Annotated in this window: 18 protein-coding genes; 16 read left to right on the top strand and 2 right to left on the bottom strand. The window is 55.5% G+C overall.

Annotated features, from left to right (window positions below; all coding sequences use genetic code 11):
- Positions 1 to 999: 999 nt before the first annotated feature.
- Positions 1,000 to 2,319 (bottom strand): NCS2 family permease, encoded by a 1,320-nt coding sequence (locus tag ACI43T_RS03935; RefSeq protein ID WP_405385605.1) that lies wholly within the window; start codon positions 2,317 to 2,319, stop codon positions 1,000 to 1,002.
- Positions 2,320 to 2,650: 331 nt separating this feature from the next.
- Here ACI43T_RS03935 and ACI43T_RS03930 point away from each other — a divergent pair, with 331 nt between their 5' ends.
- From ACI43T_RS03930 to ACI43T_RS03855, 16 genes are all read left to right on the top strand, one after another.
- A complete protein-coding gene (locus ACI43T_RS03930; RefSeq protein ID WP_405385604.1) occupies positions 2,651 to 2,815 on the top strand; it encodes a hypothetical protein in 165 nt (54 codons plus the stop codon).
- Positions 2,816 to 3,163: 348 nt separating this feature from the next.
- A complete protein-coding gene (locus tag ACI43T_RS03925) occupies positions 3,164 to 4,096 on the top strand; it encodes an AEC family transporter (RefSeq protein WP_405385603.1) in 933 nt (310 codons plus the stop codon).
- 220 nt (positions 4,097 to 4,316) lie between these two features.
- Positions 4,317 to 5,552 (top strand): sodium/glutamate symporter, encoded by a 1,236-nt coding sequence (gltS, locus tag ACI43T_RS03920; protein WP_405385602.1) that lies wholly within the window; start codon positions 4,317 to 4,319, stop codon positions 5,550 to 5,552.
- Positions 5,553 to 5,721: 169 nt separating this feature from the next.
- Positions 5,722 to 8,040: an MMPL family transporter gene (locus tag ACI43T_RS03915; protein ID WP_405385601.1), complete on the top strand. Its 2,319-nt coding sequence runs from the start codon at positions 5,722 to 5,724 to the stop codon at positions 8,038 to 8,040.
- A gap of 101 nt (positions 8,041 to 8,141) precedes the next feature.
- Positions 8,142 to 9,383 (top strand): NAD(P)/FAD-dependent oxidoreductase, encoded by a 1,242-nt coding sequence (locus tag ACI43T_RS03910; RefSeq protein ID WP_405385600.1) that lies wholly within the window; start codon positions 8,142 to 8,144, stop codon positions 9,381 to 9,383.
- A 304-nt stretch (positions 9,384 to 9,687) separates the two neighbouring features.
- Entirely contained in the window at positions 9,688 to 10,272 is a 585-nt protein-coding gene (locus ACI43T_RS03905) for an NAD(P)H-dependent oxidoreductase (RefSeq protein ID WP_405385599.1), read from the top strand.
- 279 nt (positions 10,273 to 10,551) lie between these two features.
- Positions 10,552 to 11,082, top strand: coding sequence for a hypothetical protein (locus ACI43T_RS03900; protein ID WP_405385598.1), 531 nt, complete (start codon positions 10,552 to 10,554; stop codon positions 11,080 to 11,082).
- Positions 11,082 to 12,299, top strand: a complete 1,218-nt coding sequence (locus ACI43T_RS03895) for a beta-ketoacyl-ACP synthase (protein WP_405385667.1) — start codon at positions 11,082 to 11,084, stop codon at positions 12,297 to 12,299. The genes ACI43T_RS03900 and ACI43T_RS03895 overlap by 1 nt, the downstream gene beginning before the upstream one ends.
- Before the next feature lie 461 nt (positions 12,300 to 12,760).
- On the top strand, positions 12,761 to 14,098 hold the full coding sequence (locus ACI43T_RS03890; RefSeq protein ID WP_377080657.1) for a sodium-dependent transporter: 1,338 nt from the start codon (positions 12,761 to 12,763) through the stop codon (positions 14,096 to 14,098).
- Between the two features lie 443 nt (positions 14,099 to 14,541).
- Positions 14,542 to 15,204, top strand: a complete 663-nt coding sequence (locus tag ACI43T_RS03885) for a cysteine hydrolase family protein (protein ID WP_377080659.1) — start codon at positions 14,542 to 14,544, stop codon at positions 15,202 to 15,204.
- Between the two features lie 401 nt (positions 15,205 to 15,605).
- The gene (pgaA, locus tag ACI43T_RS03880; RefSeq protein WP_405385597.1) at positions 15,606 to 18,008 is read left to right on the top strand and encodes a poly-beta-1,6 N-acetyl-D-glucosamine export porin PgaA; all 2,403 of its coding nucleotides are present in this window, start codon (positions 15,606 to 15,608) and stop codon (positions 18,006 to 18,008) included.
- Between the two features lie 74 nt (positions 18,009 to 18,082).
- Complete coding sequence (locus ACI43T_RS03875; RefSeq protein ID WP_009174702.1) at positions 18,083 to 18,658, top strand: hypothetical protein; 576 nt, start codon at positions 18,083 to 18,085, stop codon at positions 18,656 to 18,658.
- Positions 18,659 to 18,763: 105 nt separating this feature from the next.
- Positions 18,764 to 20,608, top strand: coding sequence for a poly-beta-1,6-N-acetyl-D-glucosamine N-deacetylase PgaB (gene pgaB / locus ACI43T_RS03870; RefSeq protein ID WP_405385596.1), 1,845 nt, complete (start codon positions 18,764 to 18,766; stop codon positions 20,606 to 20,608).
- A 117-nt stretch (positions 20,609 to 20,725) separates the two neighbouring features.
- The gene (gene pgaC, locus ACI43T_RS03865; protein WP_405385595.1) at positions 20,726 to 21,943 is read left to right on the top strand and encodes a poly-beta-1,6-N-acetyl-D-glucosamine synthase; all 1,218 of its coding nucleotides are present in this window, start codon (positions 20,726 to 20,728) and stop codon (positions 21,941 to 21,943) included.
- Between the two features lie 28 nt (positions 21,944 to 21,971).
- Positions 21,972 to 22,283 carry a hypothetical protein gene (locus ACI43T_RS03860; RefSeq protein WP_009174705.1) on the top strand — a complete coding sequence of 104 codons (312 nt, stop codon included), beginning with the start codon at positions 21,972 to 21,974 and terminating at the stop codon, positions 22,281 to 22,283.
- A 151-nt stretch (positions 22,284 to 22,434) separates the two neighbouring features.
- Positions 22,435 to 24,447, top strand: a complete 2,013-nt coding sequence (locus ACI43T_RS03855; protein WP_405385594.1) for a TonB-dependent receptor plug domain-containing protein — start codon at positions 22,435 to 22,437, stop codon at positions 24,445 to 24,447.
- 117 nt (positions 24,448 to 24,564) lie between these two features.
- Here ACI43T_RS03855 and ACI43T_RS03850 read toward each other — a convergent pair whose 3' ends face one another.
- Positions 24,565 to 26,121: a TerC family protein gene (locus ACI43T_RS03850; RefSeq protein WP_405385593.1), complete on the bottom strand. Its 1,557-nt coding sequence runs from the start codon at positions 26,119 to 26,121 to the stop codon at positions 24,565 to 24,567.
- Positions 26,122 to 26,348: the final 227 nt, after the last annotated feature.

The raw sequence follows: 26,348 nt of genomic DNA, 5'->3' as shown, positions 1-26,348 counted from the left end.
CTCCTTTGTAAACTTTTAAGGTCGGCCCTATTCCGGTAAACCTGCCCGAAACAAGACCTTAAACACAGACCGCAACGTCGTTTTTCTTTTCAGACGGCCTTTAAAACAAAACGGCTATGTACCGACTGAACATCAATTTAATAAAAACAATCGGTTATACAACAAAATAGAAACAACTCGGGTAAAGAGTGAGCAGTGCCCTTAACGCCGATATAAACATCGCAATGAGAAATTACAGTTGGGAAATGCGGAGATTTTAAATCCCAAGCCCGCCGCCCTTACTTGGCGGCAAAGACGGGGACCCGAGTCGGAAAACCGTTAAACCGCCGCGACGGCCTTAAGCCGGACGACGACGGATAACGCAAAGACAGAAGAATATCCACAACAGGGACTGGATTGAGTATTTCGGTATGGGTTCATGATATGTTCCTTTGTAGTGTTATGTAGTTTTTTTGGTAAGGACAAATCTAAAATATTATTTTGGGGATGTCAAATACTTTTCAAAAAAATTTTTCAGAAATTCAACCACTAAATTAAACGATCCGGCTAAGCAGAAATGAGAACCACCCTGCCTATACCATTCAAATACCGATACCTATCGAATCGTTGCGCCTCAATTCCATTAAACGATTACAAATAATCCGCTTGCAGGTATGCGCTAATCCATTTATTCTTGAAAGGTTTTTATGAAAAAAGAAATATTTTCGACGGATATACGAAAAGGCCGTCTGAAATCGTTGCCAATAGACCGGCGGTAGCCTTCAGACGGCCTAAAACAAAATAATGCATTGATTTATAAACAATATATCAATCCATCTATAAACAGTTATACGCCAGACTGCTTATGTAGTTTGATGTAGTCAAACATTCCGTTTCGAACGGTCTTCTTAATAGAAACAACGATACCTTTTCATCCCGATACCGGTATCTTGATTGATACCCAACAGAAAACAGGCCGTCTGAAAAAATTTCAGACGGCCTGCTCGGCATAACGCGGCATCAGCCGCCCAGATACCAGAATTTCAACGCCCACAATACGGCGACTATCCACACCATAGGCGGCACGTCTTTCACGCGGTTGCATAAAAGTTTAATCACGGCATAGCTGATGAAGCCGAAAGCGATGCCGTCGGCAATCGAATAGGTGAACGGCATGAACACGATGGTCAGGAAAGCGGGGGCGGCTTCGGTCATATCGTCCCAGTCGATTTCGCGCGCGCTGCGCAGCATTTGCGCACCGACGTAGAGTAGTGCGGGCGCGGTGGCGAAGCCGGGGATGCTCTGCACCAGCGGCGAGAAAATCAGACACGCCAACATCAATACGCCGACGGTTACGGCGGTCAGCCCCGTGCGGCCGCCTGCGGACACGCCCGCCGCGCTTTCGACATACGGCGTGGTCGAGGACGTACCCAGTGCGGCACCGGCGACGATGGCGGTCGAGTCGGCAAACAGGGCGCGTTTCAGGCGGGGCAGTTTGCCGTCTTCCAGCAGGCCTGCGCGGTGGGAAACGCCGACCAGCGTGCCGGTGGAGTCAAACAAATCGACCAAGAAAAAGACAAAAATCACGCTGACCATGCTGAGGGTAAAGAGGCCGTTGAAATCCATCTGCATGAAAGTCGGCGCGATGCTCGGAATTTCGCCGACCACGCCTTTAAACTCGCTCAAGCCCAGCAGGGTGGAAATGGCGGTAATCGTCAGAATGGTCAGGATAATCGCCCCTTTGACGCGGAAATGCCCCAAAGCCACCACCATAGCGAAGCCTGCCAGCACCAAAAGCGCGGCAGGTTGGTGGATGTCGCCCAGCTTCACCAAAGTCGCGTCGCTGGCGACGATGATGCCGGAGCCTTTGAGCGCAATCAGCGACAGAAACAGCCCGATACCGGCGGCAATCGACATTTTTAGCCCCATAGGCAGCGCGTTCACCAGCATTTCGCGCACCTTGAAAAAGCTGAATAAAATAAAAATGATGCCGGAAACGAATACCGCGCCCAAAGCCACCTGCCAGGGCACGCCCATGCCTTTGACGACGGCGAAAGTAAAGTAGGCGTTCAAGCCCATGCCCGGTGCGAGCGCAATCGGATAGTTGCCGATGAAGCCCATCACGAAGCAGCCGATGGCGGAAGCGATGCAGGTGGCGACGAATACCGCGCCCATGTCCATGCCCGTTTCGCCGAGAATCAGCGGATTGACGATGATGATGTAACACATGGCGAGGAAGGTGGTCAGCCCCGCCGTCAGCTCCGTGCGTACATTTGTGCCGCTCGCACTCAAGTTGAAGAAACGCTCCAGCAGGCCGTTGTTCGTATTTGAAGTATTCATTTTCCGTTTCAAAATCAAGGAGAAAAAATCAGGACGACATTATACTGAAATTCAGGTTGGTTCGGTAAAACAACGTGAACAGACCGTCTGAAAAAGATAACGGACGTTTGTTTTAAAAGGGAATTTATTGCCCGACCGCAGGAAAAATGTAAACAATCCGACTCACGCCTTATCGTTAGAATTGGCTGGAACCCGCGCACCTTAACGTCATAACCATTTGTTATATTTTACAATTTACTAAAAAAACGGAACTAAACTCGAACTGACACACTCATACAAACGCAGTACAGACGCGTCTTTTTTTTAACACTTTGAAAAAAGGAGTTTTATCATGCAAGTTTTAACACAACACGAACTTGAAGCTGTTTCCGGCGGTGGCAAACATCATCACCACCATCACCACCACCACGGTTATTATTGGGGATGCTACCCTGCTCCTGCCCCGATCCCTGTCGTCATTGAATATCCTAGATTTTACGGTTTCCGAGTTTGTTAATTCTGTTGACAGACACTTAATGTGAAACCGTAGAAAAACTGCCTGCCAAAAGCTTCTGGCGGGCAGTTTTTGTATTTTTTAATACCAAAATTCAGGCTGGTTCGGTAAAAAAATGTGGGCAGGCCGTCTGAAAAAGATAACGGCCGTTAGTTTTAAAGCAGGCGGTTTTTGTATTCCTTAGCTGCCAATGCGGTGCCGGACACGTTTTTCAGACGGCCTTTGTACCGTTTTGCACTTCAATTTCAAAATTCCCGCCAACATGCCGTTTCGAAACGGAACGCGCCGATTTGTCCGTTTTATTCTTCCGAGCGTAAAATCTTCTTCTTTGCTCAAATAAAAACCAAATCTATGGAAACCGCCCTGCTCCTTGCCGGAAAAATCACCGAGCTGACCCTGATTGTCCTGATGGGCATAGCGTTGGTGAAATCCAAGCTCCTGACCTCCGAACACAGCCGCACGCTCTCCGTCATCGCACTCTACCTCATCAGCCCGTCGGTGATGATTCACGCCTTCCAAATCGAGAATACGCCCGAAATCCTCGACGGGCTGAAACTCTCGGTTGCCTTAGCGGTTGCGTTCCACATCCTGCTGATTGCGCTGGGCAGGCTTTTCAAAACCCTGTTCAAGCTCGACACGCTCGAACACGCCGCCACGGTTTACACCAATTCCGGCAATCTCATCATCCCGCTGGTTATGTCCGTTTTCGGGCCGCAATGGGTCATCTACACCAGCGGCTTCATCATCGTCCAAACCCTGCTGTTTTGGACGCACCTGCGGCTGTTGTTGTGCGGCAGCGGCAAGCTCTCGTGGAAAACTGTGTTCACCAACATCAACATCCTTTCCATCCTCTTCGGCATCCTGCTGTTTGCCTGCCAAATCAAACTGCCGCGCATCATCGACAACACGCTCGCCACCGTCGGCGGCATGATAGGCCCCGTCGCCATGCTGGTTGCCGGAATGCTGATTGCCTCGCTGCCGCTCAAAGAAATCGTCCTCTCCAAACGGATTTACCTGACCGCTTTCCTACGCCTGATACTCATCCCGCTGATTCTGCTGCTTTTTGTCAAAATTTCAGGCATCGCGCACCTCGGCGGGCACAGCGACACCGTCGTCCTCATCAGCTTCCTCGCCACCGTCAGCCCCGCCGCCTCGACCGTTACCCAAATGGCAGTGATATACGGTCAAAACGCCCGCAAGGCCAGCGCGATTTACGGCATCACCACCCTGTTCTGCGTCATCACCATGCCGCTGATGATAGGCCTTTACCGGCTGGCCGTCTGAAAAGATATTCCGCCGCACAACCCTCTTTTTTCAGACGGCCCCGCCGCCGTCGGCACCGTCTCAAGCCCTTTGTTTATTTCATTGACGTATTTTGACATTCCTTAATCATTATTCTAAGATAGGTGCGCTCGAAACCATACCGAACCGCCGCCCGGAAAAGAACAATGCGGCGCGGTATTCCTTACAACGGACATAGTTCCACACGAAACAAAGGCTGAATATGGATACGATTACCGTAGACCCCTATTACACGCTCATCATCGCCACGGTCGTACTGCTGGTGGGGCGCGCGTTAGTGAACAAAATCAAATTCCTGCAAAACTTCAACATCCCCGAACCGGTGGCCGGCGGCCTGCTCGCGGCCATCATCATCTATGTCCTGCACGTCAGCACGGGCATGTCGTTCGCCTTCGACAAAGGGCTGCAAGACGCCTTCATGCTGATTTTCTTCTCGTCCATCGGACTGAGCGCCGACTTCTCCCGCCTTAAAGCCGGCGGCATCGGCCTGGTGCTCTTCCTCATCATCGTCAGCGTGTTCATCGTCATTCAAAACGCCGTCGGCGTGGGCTTGGCGGCCGCTTTGGGCTTGGAACCGATTATCGGCCTGGTAACCGGCTCCATCACGCTTACCGGCGGCCACGGTACGGCCGGCGCGTGGGGCAAGGTGCTGGAGGAGCAATACCATATCGCCGGTGCAACCGACTTGGGCATGGCCTCCGCCACTTTCGGCCTAGTACTCGGCGGTTTGATCGGCGGCCCCGTCGCACGCAAGCTGGTCAACAAAATGGGCATGAAACCGATTGCGGAAACCGTACAGGGCGACGATACGTCCGACGCCGTGATTGACGTATTCGAACACGCCGACCAACGCCGGCTGATTACCGCCAATTCCGCCGTCGAAACCATGGCGCTGTTCGCCGCCTGTCTGGCTTTCTCCTCGCTGATGGTTCTGCCCGAAGTCAAAGCCTTCTTCCCCGAAAAATTCACCCTGCCGCAATTCGTATGGGCGCTGTTGTTCGGCGTCGTATTGCGCAACGTCCTGACTTCCGCCTTCAAAATCAACATGTTCGACCGCGCCATCGACGTATTCGGCAACGCTTCGTTGAGCCTGTTCCTGGGTATCGCGCTGCTGAACCTGAAACTGTGGCAGCTTCTCGATTTGGCGTTGCCGATGCTGGTCATCCTCGCCGTACAGACCCTCGTTATGGCCCTGTACGCCTACTTCGCCACTTACCGCTTTATGGGTAAAAACTACGACGCCGCCGTGCTGGCGGCCGGCCACTGCGGTTTCGGCCTCGGCGCCACGCCGACCGCCGTCGCCAACATGCAGTCCGTAACCGAACGCTTCGGCCCGTCGCACAAAGCCTTCCTGATTGTGCCCATGGTCGGCGCGTTCTTCATCGACTTCGTAAACGCCTTTATCCTGACCGGCTTTGCCAATTTCCTCGGCGGCTGACCCCTCCGGCAGAAAAAAGCCTGAAACCGAATGTTTCAGGCTTTTTTTATCAGGCCGTCTGAAAAATGATACGATGGGCGTACCCGTTCGTCGTCCGCATAACGACCCGCTTTCCCAAACCGATATAAAGCCCGCCTCTTTTACTCCAGACTTATAGGCCGTCCGAAATATGAAACACACCCTCCTGCGCCGCCTCTATACCGTCCTCACCGCCCTGCTGGCCGTTTTCCTCGTCTACACCGTCTCCACGCAAAACTGGCTGCAAACCGACCTGACCGCGCTTCTGCCGAGCGAGCAGCAGCCGGACGCGCTCCTGACGGCGGCGGATAAGGCGGGTGAAGCGCAGTTGAACACGCAGGTGGTGTTGCTGGCAGGAAGCAAGGACGCGGAAACGGCGTTTCAGACGGCCTCGCAAATTGCCGGCGTGTGGCGCAAAAGCGGCGTGTTTGAACAAGTGGACAGCAGCGTTACGCCCGACTTGGACAAAGTGCGCGCGGATATGCGCAAGCTGGGTTTGGCAATGTTGCCGCGCGAAGAAGCGCGCCTGTTGTACGAGCAGCCGCAGGCATATTTTCAGGCGCGGGCGGAAGCGGCGGCCAACCCGTTCGCCGCACCCTCGTCTTTGCCGCTGGAGCAGGACTGGCTGGGCTTCGGACGGTTTGCGGCGGGCAAGGCAAACCCGCAAAGCCGTTTGCAGTGGGACATGGACAACGGCATGTTGTTTGCCGAAGACAACGGTAAAACATGGGTGTTCCTGCGCGGCCGGCTTGCCGGCGGCGATAACTTTTCGGGCAACGACGCGCTCCTGCCGCTGATGGCGCAAAGCCGCCGAATCGCGGCGGACAACGGCGCGGAAACGCTGACGGCGGGCGGCGCGCTGTTTGCGGCGGTGTCGAAGGCGGCGGCGGAAAAGGAAAGCCGGCTGATGAGCGCGGCCGGGCTGGGGCTGACGTTTGCGCTGCTGCTGTGGGTGTTCCGCAGCGGCCGCGTGTTCTGGCTGACGCTGCCTTTGGCGGCGGGAATGCTGACGGGCTTGGCGGCGGCTTTGCTGGTATTCGGCGAAGTGCATATCCTGACCATCGTCATCGGCACGAGCCTGGTGGGGATGCTGGTGGATTTCCCGCTGCACTGGCTGGCGCCGTCGGTGTTCGGGCCGTCTGAAAAAACGGTCTGGCAGGCGGAGCCGGCGATGAAGCACGTTTTGCCGAGCTTCGCCGTCAGCCTTGCAATTACGGTCTTGGGCTACGCGCTCTTGTGGTTCACGCCGCTGCCCGTATTGCGGCAAACCGCCGTATTTTCAGGCTTCGCCCTCTTCGGCGCATTCGGCGCGACGGTGCTGTGGCTACCGCTGCTGTTTCGCCGGTACCGCGCCCGAACCGTGCCTTTTGCCATGCTGACCGAACGGCTCCACGCCTTGTCAGGCCGTCTGAAAGCCCGCCTGCACAAGCGCGGCTGGCTGGTGGTCGGCGGCATACTGCTGGCGGTCGGGCTGTGGCGCAGCGACTGGCGCGACGACATCCGCCAGTGGGTCAACATGCCGTCTGAAATGCTGGCGGAAGTTCAGCGCATCGGGCAGTTGAGCGGTGCGGATTTCGGCGGCAAATACCTGGTCGCCGAAGCGCCGAGCGAAGACGCCTTGCTGATGAAAACCGCCGAACTCGGCCGCGCCCTGCAACCCTTGGTCGCGCAAGGCAAACTCGGCGGCTTCCAATCGCCCGACCAGCTCCTGATGCCCGTGTCCGAACAGCAAAAACTGCAAAACCGCCTGCGCGAACTGGCAAAACTGCCCGAAAGCTGGCAGGCAATGCGCGACATCGGCATTCCGCGCAAAACCGTGCGCGACGCACTGCTTCAAGCCGCCGACGCACCGCCGCTGACACTTTCAGACGGCCTGAACACCGATTTGGCGGAAGCATGGCGCCCGTTATATTTAGGCGAGGTGGAACAAGGCCGTTTCGCCGCCATAGTGCGCATCAGCGGCATGACCGACGAAGCCGCCGTGCGCGCCGCCGCGCAAAGCGTTTCGGGCGTGCATTGGGCGGACAAACGCGCCCACCTGAACGAGCTTTTCCACCACACGCGCAATCAGGCGGCATGGCTGAAACTCGCTTCCTACGCGCTGGCGTGGTTTTTACTGTGGCGCATGTTCGGCATGAAACGCGGCAGCAAAATCCTCGCCGTGCCGCTGGCCGCCGCCGTCTGCACCGTCGCCGTACTCGGCTGGGCAGGCATTCCCGTCAGCCTGTTCGCCATGTTCGGCCTGCTTCTGGTTTCCGCCATCGGCGTGGACTACGCCGTCTATGCCGTAACCGCCAAACACAGCGCACCCGCTCGGCTGGGCGGCATGCTGCTCGCCGCCGCCACCACCGCGATTTCCTTCGCCCTGCTCGCCCTAAGCGGCACGCCCGCCGTCGCCGCCTTCGGCATTACGGTTACCGTCGGCGTGGCGTTCAATATCTGGCTGGCGGGAACTTTGTTGAAAGATTGAGTTTTCGAAAAGAAAGGCCGTCTGAAACTATTTTCAGACGGCCTCATTAACCTGTAAAATGTCAAACGTTTTATTTCGTTATTTTTCGAAAGGGTATTTAAATGTCCGCATCACAATTCGACGTTGCCGTTATCGGCGCCGGACCTTCCGGCGCAGTGGCATCCGCTTTGCTCAACAAACGGGGTTTCAAAGTCTGCGTGTTGGAGAAACAGCACTTTCCGCGCTTCGTCATCGGCGAAAGCCTGCTGCCGCACTGCATGGAAATGCTGGAAGAAGCCGGTTTTGCCGACGCCGTACACGCCGAACCCAGCTTTCAATTTAAAAACGGCGCTGCGTTTTCATGGGGCAGCCGTTATACCGAATTTGATTTCACTGATAAATTTTCAGACGGCCCCGGCACGGTTTACCAAGTGCGCCGCGGTATTTTCGATAAAATCCTGATTGATGAAGCCGCCAAACAAGGCGTGGAAGTACGTTTCGGACACGGCGTGACCGCGTTCGACAACAGCGGCGACCTTGCCCGTTTGAGCGTGGAAGCCGACACGGGCGAAAGCTACGAGCTGACCGCGAAATTCGTATTGGATGCCAGCGGCTACGGCCGCGTGCTGCCGCGCCTGCTGGACTTGGAAACGCCGTCGCACCTGCCGCCGCGTCAAGCGCACTTCACCCACATCGACGACAACATCACCAATCCGAAATTCGACCGCAGCAAAATCCTTATTACCACCCACCCGCAACACCGCGACGTATGGATTTGGCTGATTCCCTTCGGCGACAACCGCTGCTCCATCGGCGTGGTCGGCACACCCGACGTACTCGCGGGCGAATCGGAAACGGTGTTGAAAAGATTTGTCTATGAATGCCCGATGCTGAAAGAAATTCTGGACAAAGCCGTCTGGGAAAACGACTTCCCGTTCCGTTCCATCCAAGGCTATTCCGCCAACGTAAAATCGCTGTACGGCAAACATTTCGCGCTGTTGGGCAATGCCGCCGAGTTCCTCGACCCCGTGTTCTCATCAGGCGTAACCATCGCGCTGCACTCCGCCAAACTCGCCGCCGACCTGCTGGCGAAACAGCTTGAAGGCGGCGCGGCGGACTGGGATGCCGAGTTTGCCAAACCGCTGATGATAGGCGTGAACGCGTTCCGCACTTATGTCAACGGCTGGTACGATTTCCGCTTCCAAAACGCCATCTACGCGCCCAACCGCAGCCCTGAAATCAGCCGCATGATTTCTTCCATTTTGGCAGGCTACGCATGGGATACCGAAAATCCGTTCGTGGCAAAATCCGAACAGCGCCTGTCTGCGCTGGCGGCATTGGTAGGGGACGTGAAAGTCGAATAAAGCCGTTCGGAACGGTCCGTCCGCCGTTTCAGACGGCCTTTATAAAGATAAAAAGGCCGTCTGAAACTTTTCTATAATTGGCGGAGCAAGGTATATGGCTGATTCATTGACATCAATACGCCACTTGCCGTCATTCCGGCGATAACCTGCCATCGCGTAGGCGGCGGGAAAGACGGTCGGTGATCGGGTCCGTATTAACGTAAATGAATCGGCCACAAGTTTGGCAACCGCCCCCACATCTGCTAAATTGACCGGTACGCACGGCCTCGGCTTGAAGGCCGTCTGAAAAACGACGGAGGGCATTATGAAGATTCTAGTCAACGTATTTCATCCCGATTTGGAAAAATCCGCGGTTAACAAAGCATGGATACGGCAGTTGGAAAAGACGGCGGATGTAACCGTACGCAAAATCTGCCAGCGCTACCCCGACGGCAAAATCGATGTTCCGGCGGAACAGGAAGCCCTGTCCGCGCATGACCGTTTGGTGTTCCAGCACCCGTTTTACTGGTATTCCGTGCCGCCGCTGATGAAGCAATGGATAGACGAGGTGTTTACCTACGGCTGGGCATACGGCGGCGGCGATGCGTTGGCGGGTAAGGAATGGGTATGCGCCATTTCCACCGGCGGTCCGGCGGATTCTTATCAGGCGGGCGGCTACAACAGTTATTCCATGAGCGAATTCCTAAAGCCCCTGCAACAAACCGCCAATCTGGTGCAAACTAAATTTCTGCCCCCGTTCGTATTCCACGGCGCCGTCCACGCCACCGAAGCCGAAATCGAGCAATCCGCGCGCGAACTGGCCGCACACATTACCGACCCGCTGCTCGACCCGCAGAAAAAACTGGCCGCACTGGTGCAGGCGATGAACGACGAAGGCGTCAGCCTATAACCGGCTCACTTAATTTTTATTGAATCCTCCATTCCCGCGCAGGCGGGAACGGCGGCAGTCGGTAAGCTCCGTATTGGAAACGAGGTGTTTTACCCCGAACCACATCGGGCAAAACGTTCTTCGGCAAATCCGGCAAACCGCCTGCCAAACATGAAACATCCGCCCCGACAGACCGAACCGCCCAAACTTGTGCCTGTTCAGACGGCCTCCCGCTCCTCAGACATCGGTTACAATACCCTGCCAGTGATACGCACACCCATCCCCTACAAAAGGAAACCCATGCGATTCCCAACCGCCGCTTTTGCCGCGCTCGCCCTTGCCGCCTGCGCCGCCTCCCCTTCCCTGCCCCGTCCGCAAACCCTGCCGACGCTTGACCAAGCAGGATTATGGTTCAAACTCGAACAGACCGACGCTTCGGGCAATACCGCCCAAACCAGCCTGCTGGCGGTCGAGCAGCTTTCAGACGGCATCCGCTTCGTGCAGACCGACGCGCTGGGTGCGCCCGTATCGCGTCAGTTTGTCGGCACGAAAGGCTGGAAAAACGACGGCTTCATCATGCCCAATTCCGCTTCGCGCCGCCTGTTTGCCGCGCTGCTGCCGCTGCTTGCCGCCGACCGTGCCGCCGCGCTGTATCCCGAAGTGGAGCAAAAACCGTCCGAACACAATGCGTTCTGTCCCGACGGCAACGGCGCACTGTTCCGCTACAAAGACCGCGATTTATGGTGCGTCGCCCGTCATGACGGGCAGTTCGTCATCGCCTTTCCCGACAAAACGCGTTGGACCGTCAGCCCGATTAAAGAAGAACAATGATGAAAACCCCCGTTTATCTCAGCCGCCCCGCCGTGACCAGCGCGCTCGGCAACGGCCTGCGCACACATATCGACGCGCTGCTGATGCCGTCTGAAACTTCGCCGCTGACGTTTTCCGACCAATGGGTCAAGGGCAAAACCTTCGCATTCGGCGCGGTAAACGAAACGTTGCGCCCGCTGCCCGACAACCTGTCCGCCGCGCATCGCAGCCGCAACAACCAACTGCTGTGGCACGCGCTGGAACAGATTGAAGACGACATCCGCGCCGCCGTCCGCCGTTACGGCGCGGCGCGGACGGCCGTGATCATGGGCACCTCCACCAGCGGCGCCGACGAAAATATCCCTTTGTTCCAACACGTTGCCGACGGCGGCGGCTGGGCGGACAAGCCGTTCAACCAGCTCCAGCACGAAATGGCGTCGCCTTCGGAATTTGTTGCACACGTCTACGGCATTCACGGCCTGCGCTACGTCGTTTCCACCGCCTGCACATCGGGCGCGCGCGCCTTAATCAGCGCGGCGCGGCTTCTGCGCTCAGGCTTGTGCGACGCAGTGGTCTGCGGCGGCGTAGACACCCTCTCGCCGCTGACCATCAACGGTTTTGCCTCGCTGGAAGTGCTTTCAGACGGCCTCGCCAATCCGTTTTCCGCCAACCGCGACGGCATCAATATCGGCGAAGCCGCCGCCGCATTCGTCATGACCCGCGATGCCGATTTCGGCGGCACAATGCAGCTGTTGGGCTACGGCGCAAGCAGCGACGCTTATCATATGTCCTCGCCCCGCCCCGACGGTTTGGGCGCGGCGCAGTCTTTTCAGGCGGCGCTGAAAAATGCCGGTTTGCAGTCGAAGGGCATCGGCTGGATTAATCTGCACGGCACCGGCACGAAACACAACGACAGCATGGAAAGCCGCGCCGTCGCCGAAGTGTTCGGCAGCCAAACCTTCTGCACATCGACCAAGCCGCAAACCGGACACACGCTCGGCGCCGCCGGTGCCATCGAAGCCGCATTCGCCTGGGGCATCGCCGACCGCGGCTGCAACCCGCAGGGCAAACTGCCGCCGCAACAGTGGGACGGCATCCCCGACCCCGAACTGCCCGCCGTCGCCCTGACCGACGGCAACAGCGTATGGCCGTCTGAAAAACGTATCGCCGCCAGCTCGTCTTTCGCCTTCGGCGGCAGCAACGCGGTATTGGTGATTGGGGAAGCCGCCGAGAATTAGGCGGCGAACCCTGTGCCTATCGTTTGAAAAAGCGAAGGCCGTCTGAAAATGCCGACGCGTTTTTCAGACGGCCTCCCCTTATATATGTAACGGCCTTGCAATACGGCAGCCTCAAGCCGATCGGATTTTAAGACCGAACCGTCCCGCCCGCCTCTAGCGGTGTTTTCGATAACCCGACTTAAAAATAGGCCTTCTGAAAAGGCATATACTTTCAGACGGCCTATTCCTTGACCATCACCGCTACCCATCCTTTGCTTAAGCACAATTTAATTCTGTTTTCCAAAAATATTTAATATTTAATACTAATAAGTTACATCGTTCTAAAAAACAAATCCAAACTGGCCGCCATCCGTGCAGTAAGGCTGCGTAATGGTTGCCAAGCCGAGGCCGGAAGCCTTGCCCACCCTTTGTTTTTGCTACAATCACGTTCTTCTTGTTTTAAGTTTCAGGTTACTACATCCATGAAAACCCCTGCTTCCTGGTCAAGCAAAATCGGCTTTATCCTTTCTGCCGCCGGTTCCGCCATCGGTTTGGGCGCGATTTGGAAATTCCCCTACACCGCCGGCACCAACGGCGGTGCGGTGTTTTTCCTGCTGTTTCTGCTGTTTACCATCCTGATTGCCCTGCCTGTGCAACTGGCCGAGTTTTACATCGGACGCAAAAGCGGCAAAAACGCGGTGGACGCGTTCAAAGTGCTGGCACCGGACACCTTGTGGCCGTGGGTGGGACGCATGGGTGTGTTCGCCTGCTTTATTTTGCTGTCGTTTTACAGCGTGGTCGGCGGCTGGGTGCTGAATTATGTGGTGCACGCGTTCGACGGCAGCATCCGCGCCGGCGCAGACTTTGAAGCCTTGTTCGGCAACACGATTGCCAGCCCGGTAGGTTCGGTGGCGTATCAGGGGTTGTTTATGCTGATGACGGTGTGGGTGGTGAAAAGCGGGATTTCGTCCGGCATCGAAAAGGCCAACCGTTATATGATGCCCGCACTGTTCATCCTGTTTCTGCTGCTGGCGGGACGTTCGCTGACGCTGCCGGATGCGATGGCGGGGGTGTCGTTCCTGCTCAAACCGGATTGGTCGCACCTGTCGCCGCAAACCATGCTCACCGCGTTGGGACAGGCGTTTTTCGCCCTCAGCATCGGCGTATCGACCATGATTACCTACGCCGCCTATCTGGATAGGAAACAGGATTTGTTCCGCTCCGGCCACAGCATTATGTGGATGAATCTATTGGTTTCCCTGCTGGCGGGGCTGGTGATTTTTCCCGCCGTGTTCGCCTTCGGCTTCGAACCCAGCCAAGGGCCGGGGCTGATTTTTGTGGTGCTGCCGGCAGTGTTTATGAAATTGCCGCTGGGCAATCTGCTGTTTGCCGTGTTTATGCTGCTGGTGGTATTCGCCACACTCACCTCGGCCTTTTCCATGCTGGAAACAGTGATTGCGGCAACCATCCGGGAAAACGAAAGCAAACGCAGCAGCCGCACTTGGATTATCGGCACGGCGATTTTCATCGTCGGCATCCCGTCTGCCTTGTCGTTCGGCGTATTGGGCGAGATGAAGCTGTTCGGCAAAACGCTGTTTGATTTGTGGGACTACATGATTACCGCGCTGATTATGCCGATAGGCGCTTTAAGCGTGGCCGTGTTCGTCGGCTGGATACAGAAAAAACAAGCGGTGTTGGAACATATGCGCGAAGGCAGCGGCGTACCGCAGGCGGTGCTGTCGCTGTGGCTCTATACCCTGCGCTTTCTGGCACCGGTGGCGATTGTGCTGGTGTTTGCCAATACGCTGGGCTGGATTTGATTTTTTGAAGAAGAAGGTAAGGCAACCGTTTATCACTTAAAAACATACCGCTCATACAAATTACAATACCGATAATCCATAAAAAGGCCGTCTGAAATGTGGTTTTTTACCCATTTTCAGACGGCCTTTTAGCATTGTTGTGAAACACCCGCAACAATCCGTTTCCACATTATTCATTTGGAATTGATTTTAAAATCCCCATACATTCCAATCGGTTATGCGATAGGCCACTTTAATGTGAAAAATATATTTATGTCATTTTTAAACTAGGCAAACGATATTAACGAAAAATATTATTTTCAATCTAAAAATAATGTTTGCAAAATAACGTTTATCTAGATAATATACCGTTTATCAAAAACGAACCGATTATCTCTAATTTATGCCACTTATCTGGGCAAGCTGAAATCAGGTTTGCCTGTATATGTAAAGAGAGACACATCATGACCATCATCGCTATCGACATCCAACCGCAATACCGTTTTTCCTGCATGGCGGCCAACGAGCAACGTTTCCTGCAACGCCCGGAAAGCATTGTTGACGGTCTGAACCGCCAGGCCGAATACGCCGACAAGCGCCTGTTGGTCGAAAATGTGTCCGCCGATCAAGATGCTTTGTGCAACCTCTGCAATAACAGCATGGTCGAACAAGGCGGGTTTATTTTAAACCGCAGCGCTTACTTCGGCGCCTGCGCCAACGGCTGCCGCAGCAAATTCCTGCTCAGCGGCCTGCCCCATCCCGCCGACTACGACCACGCGGTCGAAATCGACGGCGACTACCGCCACGGCGTGTGCTTCCACGACAAAAAAGAAACACGCAGTACCGGCCTGATTGAATGGCTGTACGCACAAAACGCCGATACCGTCATCCTCGGCGGGCTGGCTACCGAAGATACCGTAGCGGCAACTGCAAAACAGTTGACATGGTACAACAACGACATCCGCATCATCGTCAACCTGTCCGCCTGTTGCGGCTATTCGCCCGAAAGCACCATACGGACCGTTTACAGCCTGAGGGAAATGGGCATCTCCGTCGTAACCGATGCAAAAGCCATTCCCGCCCTCATCAAAGAAATTCCTTCTCAACTTATGTTTAAAGTGTCGTAATCTCTTGCTTAATTACTCCCAGCTGCAAGAGTTTTTCCGGGTCGCCCTCAAGCGACCCGTCTTTTTTGCAAATATCGATCTTCAAAATTATTTTTTAATTTACTTACTTTCCGTTCAGCCTTGATTCCAACCGAACAGCCTCTCTTCGTAAAACACCTCTCCCCAAACGTTACAATATTAAACAAAATAGGCTATTGAGAAAATAAATTACAACGGTATTTTATTACTTGTGCCCAATACGCCTTCCCGCCAAACGAAATATCAAACGTCCTCACTAAACTGCCTAGAGGCTGTCGGCTTTCATGCCGACAGTCCCGAAAGCAGCCCGCAAGATACGTGCCATCGTATTCTGTAATACCTTCACCAATCGAAACACTAGCCGTTTTCTGTTGAAAGCCATAATGAAATTTACCCGTTCCCTACCATTATGGGCGGTTGCTTTTGCCGTTATCCCGTCCGTTGGTCATGCCGCTTCAAACGTCGATGCCGAGCGCGAGCGCTGGGTGGTCCACTCCCGCAGCGGGGAGGCCGAACGCGGCGAAGCCGTAGCCGCACTGCGCCGGCTCTACGACGGCAGCGGCGACAAGCTGGTACGCGCCGACTTAATCGCACTGCTTATCCGGGGCGGACAGCAACAGGAAGCGCTGGCGGTCTGCGCCGCCTGCCGTCCTGACGGTTATTCTGCCGACGAGTTGCAAAACCTTGCGAAAGCCGCGCGCGACACTAAAAAATTCGACACCGCCGCCCTGTTCTACCGAGAACTGCAAACCCGTTTTCCCCAGCAGAAAACCGGCCTGCTGGGTGGCGCGCTAACCGCAATTGATATGGCGCGGTATAGCGAAGCGGAAGTTCTGATTAAGGAATACCGTCGCCGTTTCGGCAGCGACACCGACATTCAGACGGCCGAAAACTATTTGGACAAACAAACGGCTACGCTGACCGGACGCTTGGCCGGACAACTCGGCAGCCTGGGCAAATCATCCGACAAAGAAACCGTATTGCAGGCCTACCGCACGGCGGCCGAAATGCAGGTGTATCCCATGCAGGAAAGATTGCTGGAAAGCTACCCGCAGTATTTCAGCGAAAACGACCGCCAGTGGCTGAAAACCGGCAAAGCCGTCTCGCTCCTGCGCAGCGCGCTGGCCACGAATAACCGTGCGCAACTTGAAACCGCCTATCGGGAGTTGAACGCCGTTATCGCCGCCGCACCTGAAAACAGCGCGATATACATCGCCGCCCTGCGCGACCGGATGACCGCGTCCAACGCGTTGGAAAAACGTGAAGAAACCCTTGCCGACTACCGCCGCTTGGCCAAAACAGGCGAACAACCCGATTTTGTGAAGGCGCAATATGCACACGCGCTGCTGGCCACCGGCAGTCCGAATCAGGCTTCCGCCATTTTCCGCGGCATTGCCGACCGCCAGATTGCGCAATCTAAAAGAGTGTCCGACGACACCAACGAGCAGTTGATTCAGGCCTATGCCGAAGCCGTCCGTTACAGCAAGGCCAAACTGCTCATCCGCAACTGGAACACGGCAGAGACCGCGCTCGACTTTACCCGCAACGCCAAAATCAAAAATCCCTTACGCGACAAAGCCTATTTCTGGAACGCCCGTCTGGATGCTTGGAACGGCAGGCCGGGGAAAGCCGTCAAAGACATGGACGCATGGCTTGCCGAACACCCCGCCGACCCGTGGGCCCTGACGTTGCGCGGCGAGTTGGCGCAATGGGACGGACATGACGAAGAGGCGCGGGAATGGTTCCGCCGCGCCAAAGAATACATGCCGCCCGACAGTCAGGAATGGGTGGACAATAAAATCGCCCAGTCCGAAATGTCTTCGGGCAACTGGAAAGAAGCCGGCCAATACGCGGCCGCCGGAGCAGACAAGCCGAACTTCAGCGGATTCCGCCGCCAATATATCGAAAACCGCGCGCCGCAGCTCGTTGCCAACGCGCAGGCCATGAAAACGACGTCCCCCTCCGACGGTACGGAGTGGGGGCAGGATGCCACGCTGTACAGCAAGCGTTCGGCGGACGGGCACCGCGCCTATGTAACCGAACGTTCGGCCTATGTGCCCAACCACGGCAGCCCGCTGCGGGCCGGACGTGCCGGTGTCGGCGCACAAATCAGCCTGTATCCGGCCACCGTTACTGTCGAAGCGGGACACGGGTTTGACCTGAACCGTAAAGCCTATGCCCTTGCAAGCGCCGACTACCGCCTCACAGGCCGTCTGAAATTGAAAGCCGACGCCGCCTACAACAGCGCCAACACGCCGGTCAAAGCCTTGAACCAAAACGTATATGCCCACGAATACAATCTCGCCGCCGAATACCGCCATTCTTCCGCTACGCAAATCGGCGCGGGCGTAGGGCTGATGGATTTTGACGACGGCAACCTGCGCAAGTCCGCCAACGTTTGGATGAACAACCTTCTGTACCAATACGACCGCTGGCAGCTCGGCAGCAAACTGTGGGTGGATTACAGCGCCAACAAAGACATTCCCGAAGCCCACTACTACAACCCGAAAAACAGCAAAAGCCTCAGCGGCACATTGCAGCTTTCCTATACCGCGCCGCTGGACAACGGCATCAGCCTCAAACAAACCGTCAGCGGCGGGGCGGGACGCTACTGGCAGTCGGGCGTGGCGGCGGAAAACACATGGAACCTGTCATACGGCCACGACTGGCAGTTCGGCCGCAAAACCAGCCTGACTTACGAATTCGGCCGCCGTCAGGCCATGTACGACGGTCAGCCCGAATTCCAAAATTTCGGCAACATCGGCCTGAACATGAAATTCAACTAAAACGCCTTATTTTCAGACGGCCCCAATCATCCGCAGAGGCCGTCTGAAAACGGCAGAACAAGGAACACACCGACATGAAAAAACTGATTTACACCCTGCTCGCAGGTACAGCACTGACCGCCGCCAACGCGCAACAGCCCCCCCGTATCGAAATCAAACTGTGCAACGAACAGGCGATTGCCAAACTGATGCAGAAGGCAGACAAAGACACCCTCTACTCCGCCGCACAGGATTGCAACGACAAAGGCCGCTCCGCCACCCTGCTTTCCGCCGCCGCAGAAAAAGGCCACGGTCAGGCCGCATTGAAACTGGCCGAACAAAAATACGCCGACTATTACAAATTCGACGCCGCGTTATGGGCGTTGCAGGCGAAACAGGCCGGCGAGGAACTGCCGCCCCATCTGGTGAAACTGCTGGCCGACAACCCGCAGATTACGCTGGACATGCCGATGGCCACCCCGCAGATTTACAACCTGTCCAAACACGACCTCGGCACCTTGTCGGAAAAAGCGGAAAAAGGCGACGGCAAAGCGGCGCAGCGTCTGGCCGACTACTACATGTACGCCGCCTCTTCGCTGCCCTCCGCCGAACGCCAGGCCAAGGCCGACTACTGGCGTATGCACGCCAACAATCTGCTGGCAAACAAATAACCGCCGCAGCCCGTTTCGGTAGATTTGCATTTATAACCGGACAAACCGTTTTCAGACGGCCTGATACGCATCGGCAGGCCGTCTGAAATTTCAAAAGAAAGCGTTATGAAAAAACACCTCCTCCTTGCCCTGCTCTGCGTATTCGGCCTGCAAACCGCACAGGCCGCCGACCCCGGACACTACGGCATTATCTGCTACCACGACATTATCGACACGAGCAAACCCGAAGACGCCGGGGCAGTGCGCCGCCAATATTTTCCGCAGACGCTGACCGCCGACCGCCTGATTGCCCATTTCAACTGGCTGCGCGACAACGGCTACACGCCCGTCAGCTGGCAGCAGATTAAAGACGCGCGCGCAGGCAAGGCGAAGCTGCCGGACAAACCCGTGCTGCTGACTTTTGACGACGGCTACCTCAGTTTCTACACCACCGCCTACCCGATTTTAAAAGCCTTCAACTACCCCGCCGTCTATGCGCTGATTACCTCGTGGCTGGAAATACCCGCCGGCGGCCGCATCCAATATGACGATACCACCAGCCTGCCGCGTTCCGCCTTCGTCACATGGGAACAAGTGCGCGAAATGCAGGCAAGCGGGCTGATTGAAATCGCCTCGCACACCCACGACCTGCACCACGGCATCAAGGGCAATCCCGGCGGATCGCAGTTTGCCGCCGTCTTTCCCGGCCATTACCAAAACGGCCGTTACGAAACCTCCGAAGAGTACCGCAAGCGCATCTACAACGATTTGAAAACGTCGCGTGACACCATTACCCGCCGCACCGGTATCAAACCCGAAGTGCTGGTATGGCCTTATGGCCAATTTACCCTGACTTCGGTCGATATTGCCCGCGACGTCGGTTTCCAAAGCGACCTGACCCTGTCCGACGAAACACTCAACCCGATCGGCAAACAAAGCGTCGGCCGTATGCTTGCCGATCAAGAATCCTCTTTGGAGCGCCTGCAATCTTATCTGTCGGGCAAACGGTTCCAATTGCCGCACCAGCGCGCCGTCTATGTCAAACTCGACGAACTGTACCATCCCGACCCCGTGCAGCAGGACCAAAACTACAACAAACTCATCCAGCGGATGTTCCAGCTGGGCGCAAACGCCGTGTACTTGCAGGCGGTAACGGACGAAAACAAAGACGGCACCGCCGACGCCGCCTATTTCCCCAACCGCCACCTCCCGCTCAAAGCCGATTTGTTCAGCCAGGTCGCATGGCAAATCCGCACCCGCTCCAACGCGGAAGTCAGGGCATGGATGCCGATGCTGGCGTTCGACCTAGGCAGCGGTTACGAATACCTGACCGACTCGCGCACGGGCAAACCGACCGCCCGCGCCGTCAAACGCCTGTCGCCGTTTAACGCCAAAAACCGCAAAGCCATCAACGAAATCTACGAAGACCTCTCGTTCAACAGCCGCTTCAACGGGCTGGCTTTCGGCGACGACGGCTTCATCACCGAATACGAAGCGCCCGATCACGGCAGCGACACGCAGAAAACAGACGCCCTCATCGGCTTTTCCAAAGCGCTGACCGAATCCGTATTGAAATACAGTTTCAACGGCAGAGACAATATGACAACCGTGCGCGGCATCCTCCCCGAAGCCGTGATGCCGTCTGAAAAACCGACGCCACTGGCGCAAAACTTGGCCAAGTTCGCCCAAGCCTACAACCAGGCTTCCGTTACCGCCCCGGCCGCATCGGAACAACAGTTTTCAAGCCTGCTGCAAAACCTCAAAACCACAGGCATTCCGGCGCAGAAACTCATCGTCAACCTACAGGCCAGACAGCCCGACGGCAGCGTCCTGCTCGACAGCGACACGCTGGCCGCACGAATCATGCAGGCACGCAAAGACCGCTTCACCGGCATCGCCTATTCCACCGACGGATTCACCGGCAACCAGCCGGATTTGAAAACCGTCAAACCCGTATTCGCCATCCGCTGACGGCATAAGAGCCAAGGCCGTCTGAAAAAAAAACGGAACACATACCGTTTTCAGACGGCCTCAATAAAAACAACACTGACCGACGAATCTGACAAATCCGACAAAACCCGCAACATCATGAAATGGTATGAATACTCCGCCGCCTTCGTTATGCTCTATCCGGGGGTAATGTCCGTATATTGGACATTATCCGGGCTGCTGTATTTCCTGCTTTGGGAACGGCGCAAAGGCAAGCCGGTATTCGGCGGCGACGCACCTATGGTCAGCGTACTCGTGCCCTGTTTCAATGAAGCGAACAACCTTGATGCGTCCATCCCCCACTTGCTGCGCCTGACCTACCCCAATTACGAACTCATCTTCATCAACGACGGCAGCAAAGACGACACACTTTCCATCCTGCGCCGCTGGGAAGCCGAATCCGACAAAATCACCGTCCTCGACCAGAAAAACGGCGGCAAGGCGTCCGCCATGAACCACGGCGCAAGCCGCGCGCGCGGCAAATATATCGTCGGCATCGACGGCGATGCCGTGCCGGACTACGGCGCATTGGAATATATTGTCGAAACGCTGGAAAAACGCCCCGACGTCGGCGCCATCACCGGCAATCCGCGCGTGCGCAACCGCAGCACCATCCTCGGCAAACTGCAAGTCGCCGAGTTCAGTTCGATTATCGGCCTCATCAAACGTTCGCAAAGCCTTGCGGGAACCCTGTTTACCGTGTCCGGCGTCATCATGTGCATCCGCAAAGACGTTTGGCGGCAAATCGGCGGCTGGAGCGAAAACATGATTACCGACGACATCGACATCAGTTGGAAAACCCAGCTTCACGGCTACGAAATCATGTACGAACCGCGCGCATTGTGCTGGGTACTGATGCCCGAAACCATACGCGGCCTCTACAAACAACGCCTGCGCTGGGCACAAGGCGGCGCGGAAGTCATCCTGAAATACAGCCGCGAAGTCTGGCGTTTGAAAAACATCCGCCTGTGGCCGCTGTATTTCGAATACATCGTAACCCTGATTTGGGCCTACCTGCTGTTTGCCTTCTTCTTCGTCAGCATCGCGCAGGCCATCGGCGGTACCGTCGACCTGACCCCGTTGAAACTCGGCAGCCTCGCCACCTTTATCGCTTTTTTAATCCAGCTTTCCGTCAGCATCTATATCGACAGCCGTTACGAGGGCAAGCTGTTCCGCTACTTCATCAGTTGCATCTGGTATCCCTATGTTTTCTGGCTGATTAACAGCCTGACGCTGGTACACGGTTTCCCCAAAGCGCTGTTGCGTGACAAAAACCGTAAAGCCACCTGGACCAGCCCCGACCGCGGCATTCAGTAACCGCCGCCGATACACTGAAAGGAGAAATATGTACAGTATCGAACTACGCAACCAAATGGTTATCCACAAAGCCAAAAAAACTTCCCTCACCGTCAGCACCAAAAGCACCGTCTCGTTCGTCACCGTCTGGGGATTGTGGACGCTGTCCTTCTACCTGATTGCCAAAGATCACCATTTCCTGTTCAACAACCCGATTGTCCTCCACTGGACATTGTGGGAAATCCTGAGGGCCGCGTTGGCCTTCGTTTTAATCCAGTTGGTGATTTTGCAGGCATGGAGCCTCTATGTCCGCCGAGTGATGAGATACCGCCGCAAATACCGTTCTGGGCGCGGCAACTGAGCGCAAGGCCGTCTGAAAACGGATTTTCAGACGGCCTTTATTAACGGATTTATACCCAGTTATACTTATATACACAGAAATAAATATCATTTACACTATCCGTTATTGCTTCACATTTTCACTGCGAATCCTAATAACAAGGAGATTGTAAATGCCTTCCCAAACGGCGCGCCCGTGCCAACTTTCCCTCAGCCTGCTGACCTTGGCCCTCTTCGGCGGCCTCGCCCACGCGGCGGACACAACCGCCCAAACCTCCGAGCTTCAACCTGTTACCGTCAAAGGCGCCAACCTTTCCACCCACCGCGTAACGACGCAAAAAATCGCCGAAAGTACCGATACCGACTTGAAAGGTTTGTTGTTTAACGAACCGTCCATCGGCTTCGGCGGCGGCAACGGTACATCGCAATGGGTCAATATCCGCGGTTTGGGTCAAGACCAAATCGACTTCAAAGTAGACGATTCTTATTCCGACACCTCCACCTTCCACCACCAAGGCCGCTTCCTGCTTGATCCCGAGTTGGTGAAAGTCGTCGCCGTACAAAAAGGCTCGGGCTCTGCCTCCGCCGGTATCGGCGCCAGCTCCGGCGCGATTGTCGCCGAGACTATCGATCCGTCCGACTTGCTGCGCCCCGATCAAAACTTCGGCTTTAAAGTCAATGCAGGCGTATCCAGCAATAAAGGTTGGAATCGGAGCTTGTCGCTTTACGGTCGTGCAGCCGGATTTGATGCCTTAGTGGCGGGCAACTGGATTACCGAAGAAAACTACAAAGCCGGCAAAGGCTATGTCAACGGCGGCGTATCAGGCGGCAACCGCGTTCCTTTCAGCGCATTGGGTCAACGCGGCCTGCTGGCGAAAATCGGTTACAGCATCAATGAAGACAACCGCATCGAATTGAGCCGCAGCCAAGAACAAACCCACGGCACGCGCACCTTGCGCGAAGAGTTCGACGACTTCGCACGCAACCCCGCCTCCTACCGCACCTATACCCAAGACAGGACCAACCTCGAATATAAAGGCGCGAACTTGGGCTTTGTTTCCAACATCAAAGCCAACGTATTCCATCTGAAAACCGCTCGTGAAGACGCAGACGACGGCGCAGTTCAAAACAAAGCCACCGGCGCGAACCTGAATCTCGACAGCCGCATTTTTGACCGCCACACCATCAAATACGGCATCAACTACCGCCATCAGAAAAACTATCCGGGTATGATAACCGCTGCCGCCAACGAGAGCAAAACCGATTACGGTATTTACGCCGAAGGCATTTGGGACTTCCATCCCGTTACCCTGACCACCGGCCTGCGTTACGACCATTTCAAAGTCAATACTTCCGGCCACACTTCGGCCTCTGACGGCAACATCAATCCCAGCTTGGGCTTGATTTACGACGTTACCGACAACCTGTCATTGAAAGCCAGCCACAGCTACGCTACCCGCAGCCCGCGTCTGTACGAATCCATGCTCGCCTCCAGCCGCAACATCGTAACCGCGCCGAACCTGAAGGCAGAACGTTCGCGCACCACCGAAATCGGCTTCAACTACCGTCCGATTCAAGACCTGTCGCTATCCGGCAGCTACTTTTGGCAAAAAATCAACAATGTACATGACTTTACCTGTCTGAGCGGCTCATGCGCGGGCGGCCGTTCGACTTACACTTCCGGCATCACCCAGTCCACCAACAACGGTTACATCAAAAACAAAGGTTATGAATTCGGTGCCAACTACCGCTGGCGCGGTCTGACAGCGCGCATGGGCGTGGCCTACAGCGACCCGAAACACCACTATTTGTTTGAATCGTACGACATCAACACCAAAGCCCACGCCGTCGGCCGTACATGGACGGCGGGCTTGGCCTACCGCTTCGACCGTCCCAACCTCGAAATCGGCTGGCGCGGACGCTTCGTCCAATCCCGTATCGGCAAGCCCAGCCGCGGCGCAACCGCCAGCGAAGGCACGACCGAGAAACGCGCAGGCTATGGCGTGAACGACATCTACGCCAACTGGAAACCGACCGGCAAAGACGATCTGAACATCAACTTCGCCGTCAACAATATCGGCAACAAATACTACTACTCGCACAGCCAGCGCAGCAGCAGCCGCTCCGGCAATTCCCTGCCCGAAGTAGGGCGCGATTTCCGTTTGGCTGTGAACTACAAGTTCTAAAACAGCCCGCAATCGAAAAGGCCGTCTGAAAATCTGTTTTCAGACGGCCTCAACCTTTATCCGCAACGACGGCCGGTACGGAAACGGAACGGCAACCGCCCTTCCCGCCTCAACCGACTACTCCTCGGGCAGTTTGCTGATTTTCACGCGCCCGATGCGCTGGCCTTCTTTTTCAATCACTTCAAACCGCCAGCCGTAGAAATCGACGGCATCACCGACATCGGGAATGCTTTGCAGTTCCTCCATAATCAGACCGGCGACAGTATGGAAATCGGCATCCTCTTCCTGCGGCGGCAAATTGAGCTGGGGGGCAAGCTCGACATATTCGAGAGAGCCGTCCACAGTCAGACTTTCGTCGGCATTTTCCTGAAGGGCCGGTTCTTCTTCACGCTCAAACTCTTCGGGGAACTCGCCGGCAATGGTTTCAAGCAGATCCTTCATGGTAACCATGCCCAAGACGGCGCCGAATTCGTCCACAACCAAAGCATAATCGGCACTGCTCTGACGGAAAAGTTCGATGGCATTCAAAGCAGTGGTGCTGTCGGGCAGGACAAGCGGCTGGCGTAAGGCCGTCTGAATATTGAACGAACCGGTTTCCAACATCTGCGTAAGTAGGTCTTTTTTATTGATATAGCCCAGCGGTTCGTCCACACCCGCCTTGCCGACCACAAGCAGGCGGCTGTACGGCGTATTTTGCAGTTGGCCGCACTGCTCCTCCCTGCTTTGGGAAATATCCAGCCGCTCGATGTCGCGGCGCGGAATCATCACGCCCATAATCGGACGTTCCGCCAGCGTGAGCACACTGCGTATCATGGATTTTTCATTTTCTTCAAAATGTTCATCATCGTCCGCCTCTTCGCCCGCTTTGGCCAGCACGCTTTCGCGTATGCCCATCATACCGAGCACGTTTTCAGCAGTACGTTTGCGCCATGAGCTGCTGATATAGTCGTTTTTACGGCTGTTGGCCTGCGAAATCTGGTTGAAAAGCTCAATCAGTATCGAGAAGCCGATAGCGGCATAGAGATAGCCTTTGGGAATATGGAAATGGAAGGCCTCGGCAATCAGGCTGAAACCAATCATCAGCAGGAAACCGAGGCAGAGCATGACGACGGTGGGATGTTTGTCGACAAACTCGGTCAGCGGTTTGCTGGCGGTAATCATCACCGCCATCGCCACCACGACGGCAGCCATCGCCACCACGATATGGTCAACCATCGCCACAGCGGTAATAACCGAATCTATCGAAAACACAGCGTCAAGAATCAGGATTTGCGCGACAACGCTCCAAAAACGGGCATGTTTTTTCTGGTTCTCCGCCACCGTAAACTGGTTGTGCCCTTCCAGCCGCTCGTGCAGCTCGGTCGTGGCTTTATAAAGCAGGAAAATACCACCGGCAAACATAATGATGTCTTTGCCCGACACCGCCGTCCCGCCGATACCGAACAGCGGATGAGTCAGCGTCATGATGTGCGCCATAAACGCCAGCATAATAATGCGGATGAGCACCGCCAGCCCCAGCCCCGTTACCCGCGCCCTATCGCGCCGGTCAGGTTTGACCTTATTGGCGAGGATGGCAACGAAAACCAAGTTGTCTATACCTAAAACCACTTCGAGCACAAAAAGCGTTGCAAAGCCTATCCAAGTATGCGGTTCGGCTAACCAACTGAAATCCATAATTTTAATATTCCTTATAACTGCAAAAGGCAGCCTGACGGTATAAAGACTGTCGGGCTGCCCGAATCCGGCGCATACAACGGAAATCCGCCGTCTGACCGGCCTGCTCTGATTCTTTCATTGTATGCGTATGCCTGAGGGAAAAACGATGCGGCCAGTGTAACAGTTTGAAAAGTAGAAAGCAAAACTTGACGGCAAAGGCCGTCTGAAAATGGATTTTCAGACGG

Origin of the sequence: Neisseria oralis, assembly GCF_045062685.1 — a bacterium.
In the GTDB taxonomy this organism is placed as follows: Bacteria; Pseudomonadota; Gammaproteobacteria; order Burkholderiales; family Neisseriaceae; genus Neisseria; species Neisseria oralis.
The sequence above is the reverse complement of the archived record's forward strand: the minus strand, read 5'-3'. Positions and strand labels throughout refer to the sequence as shown.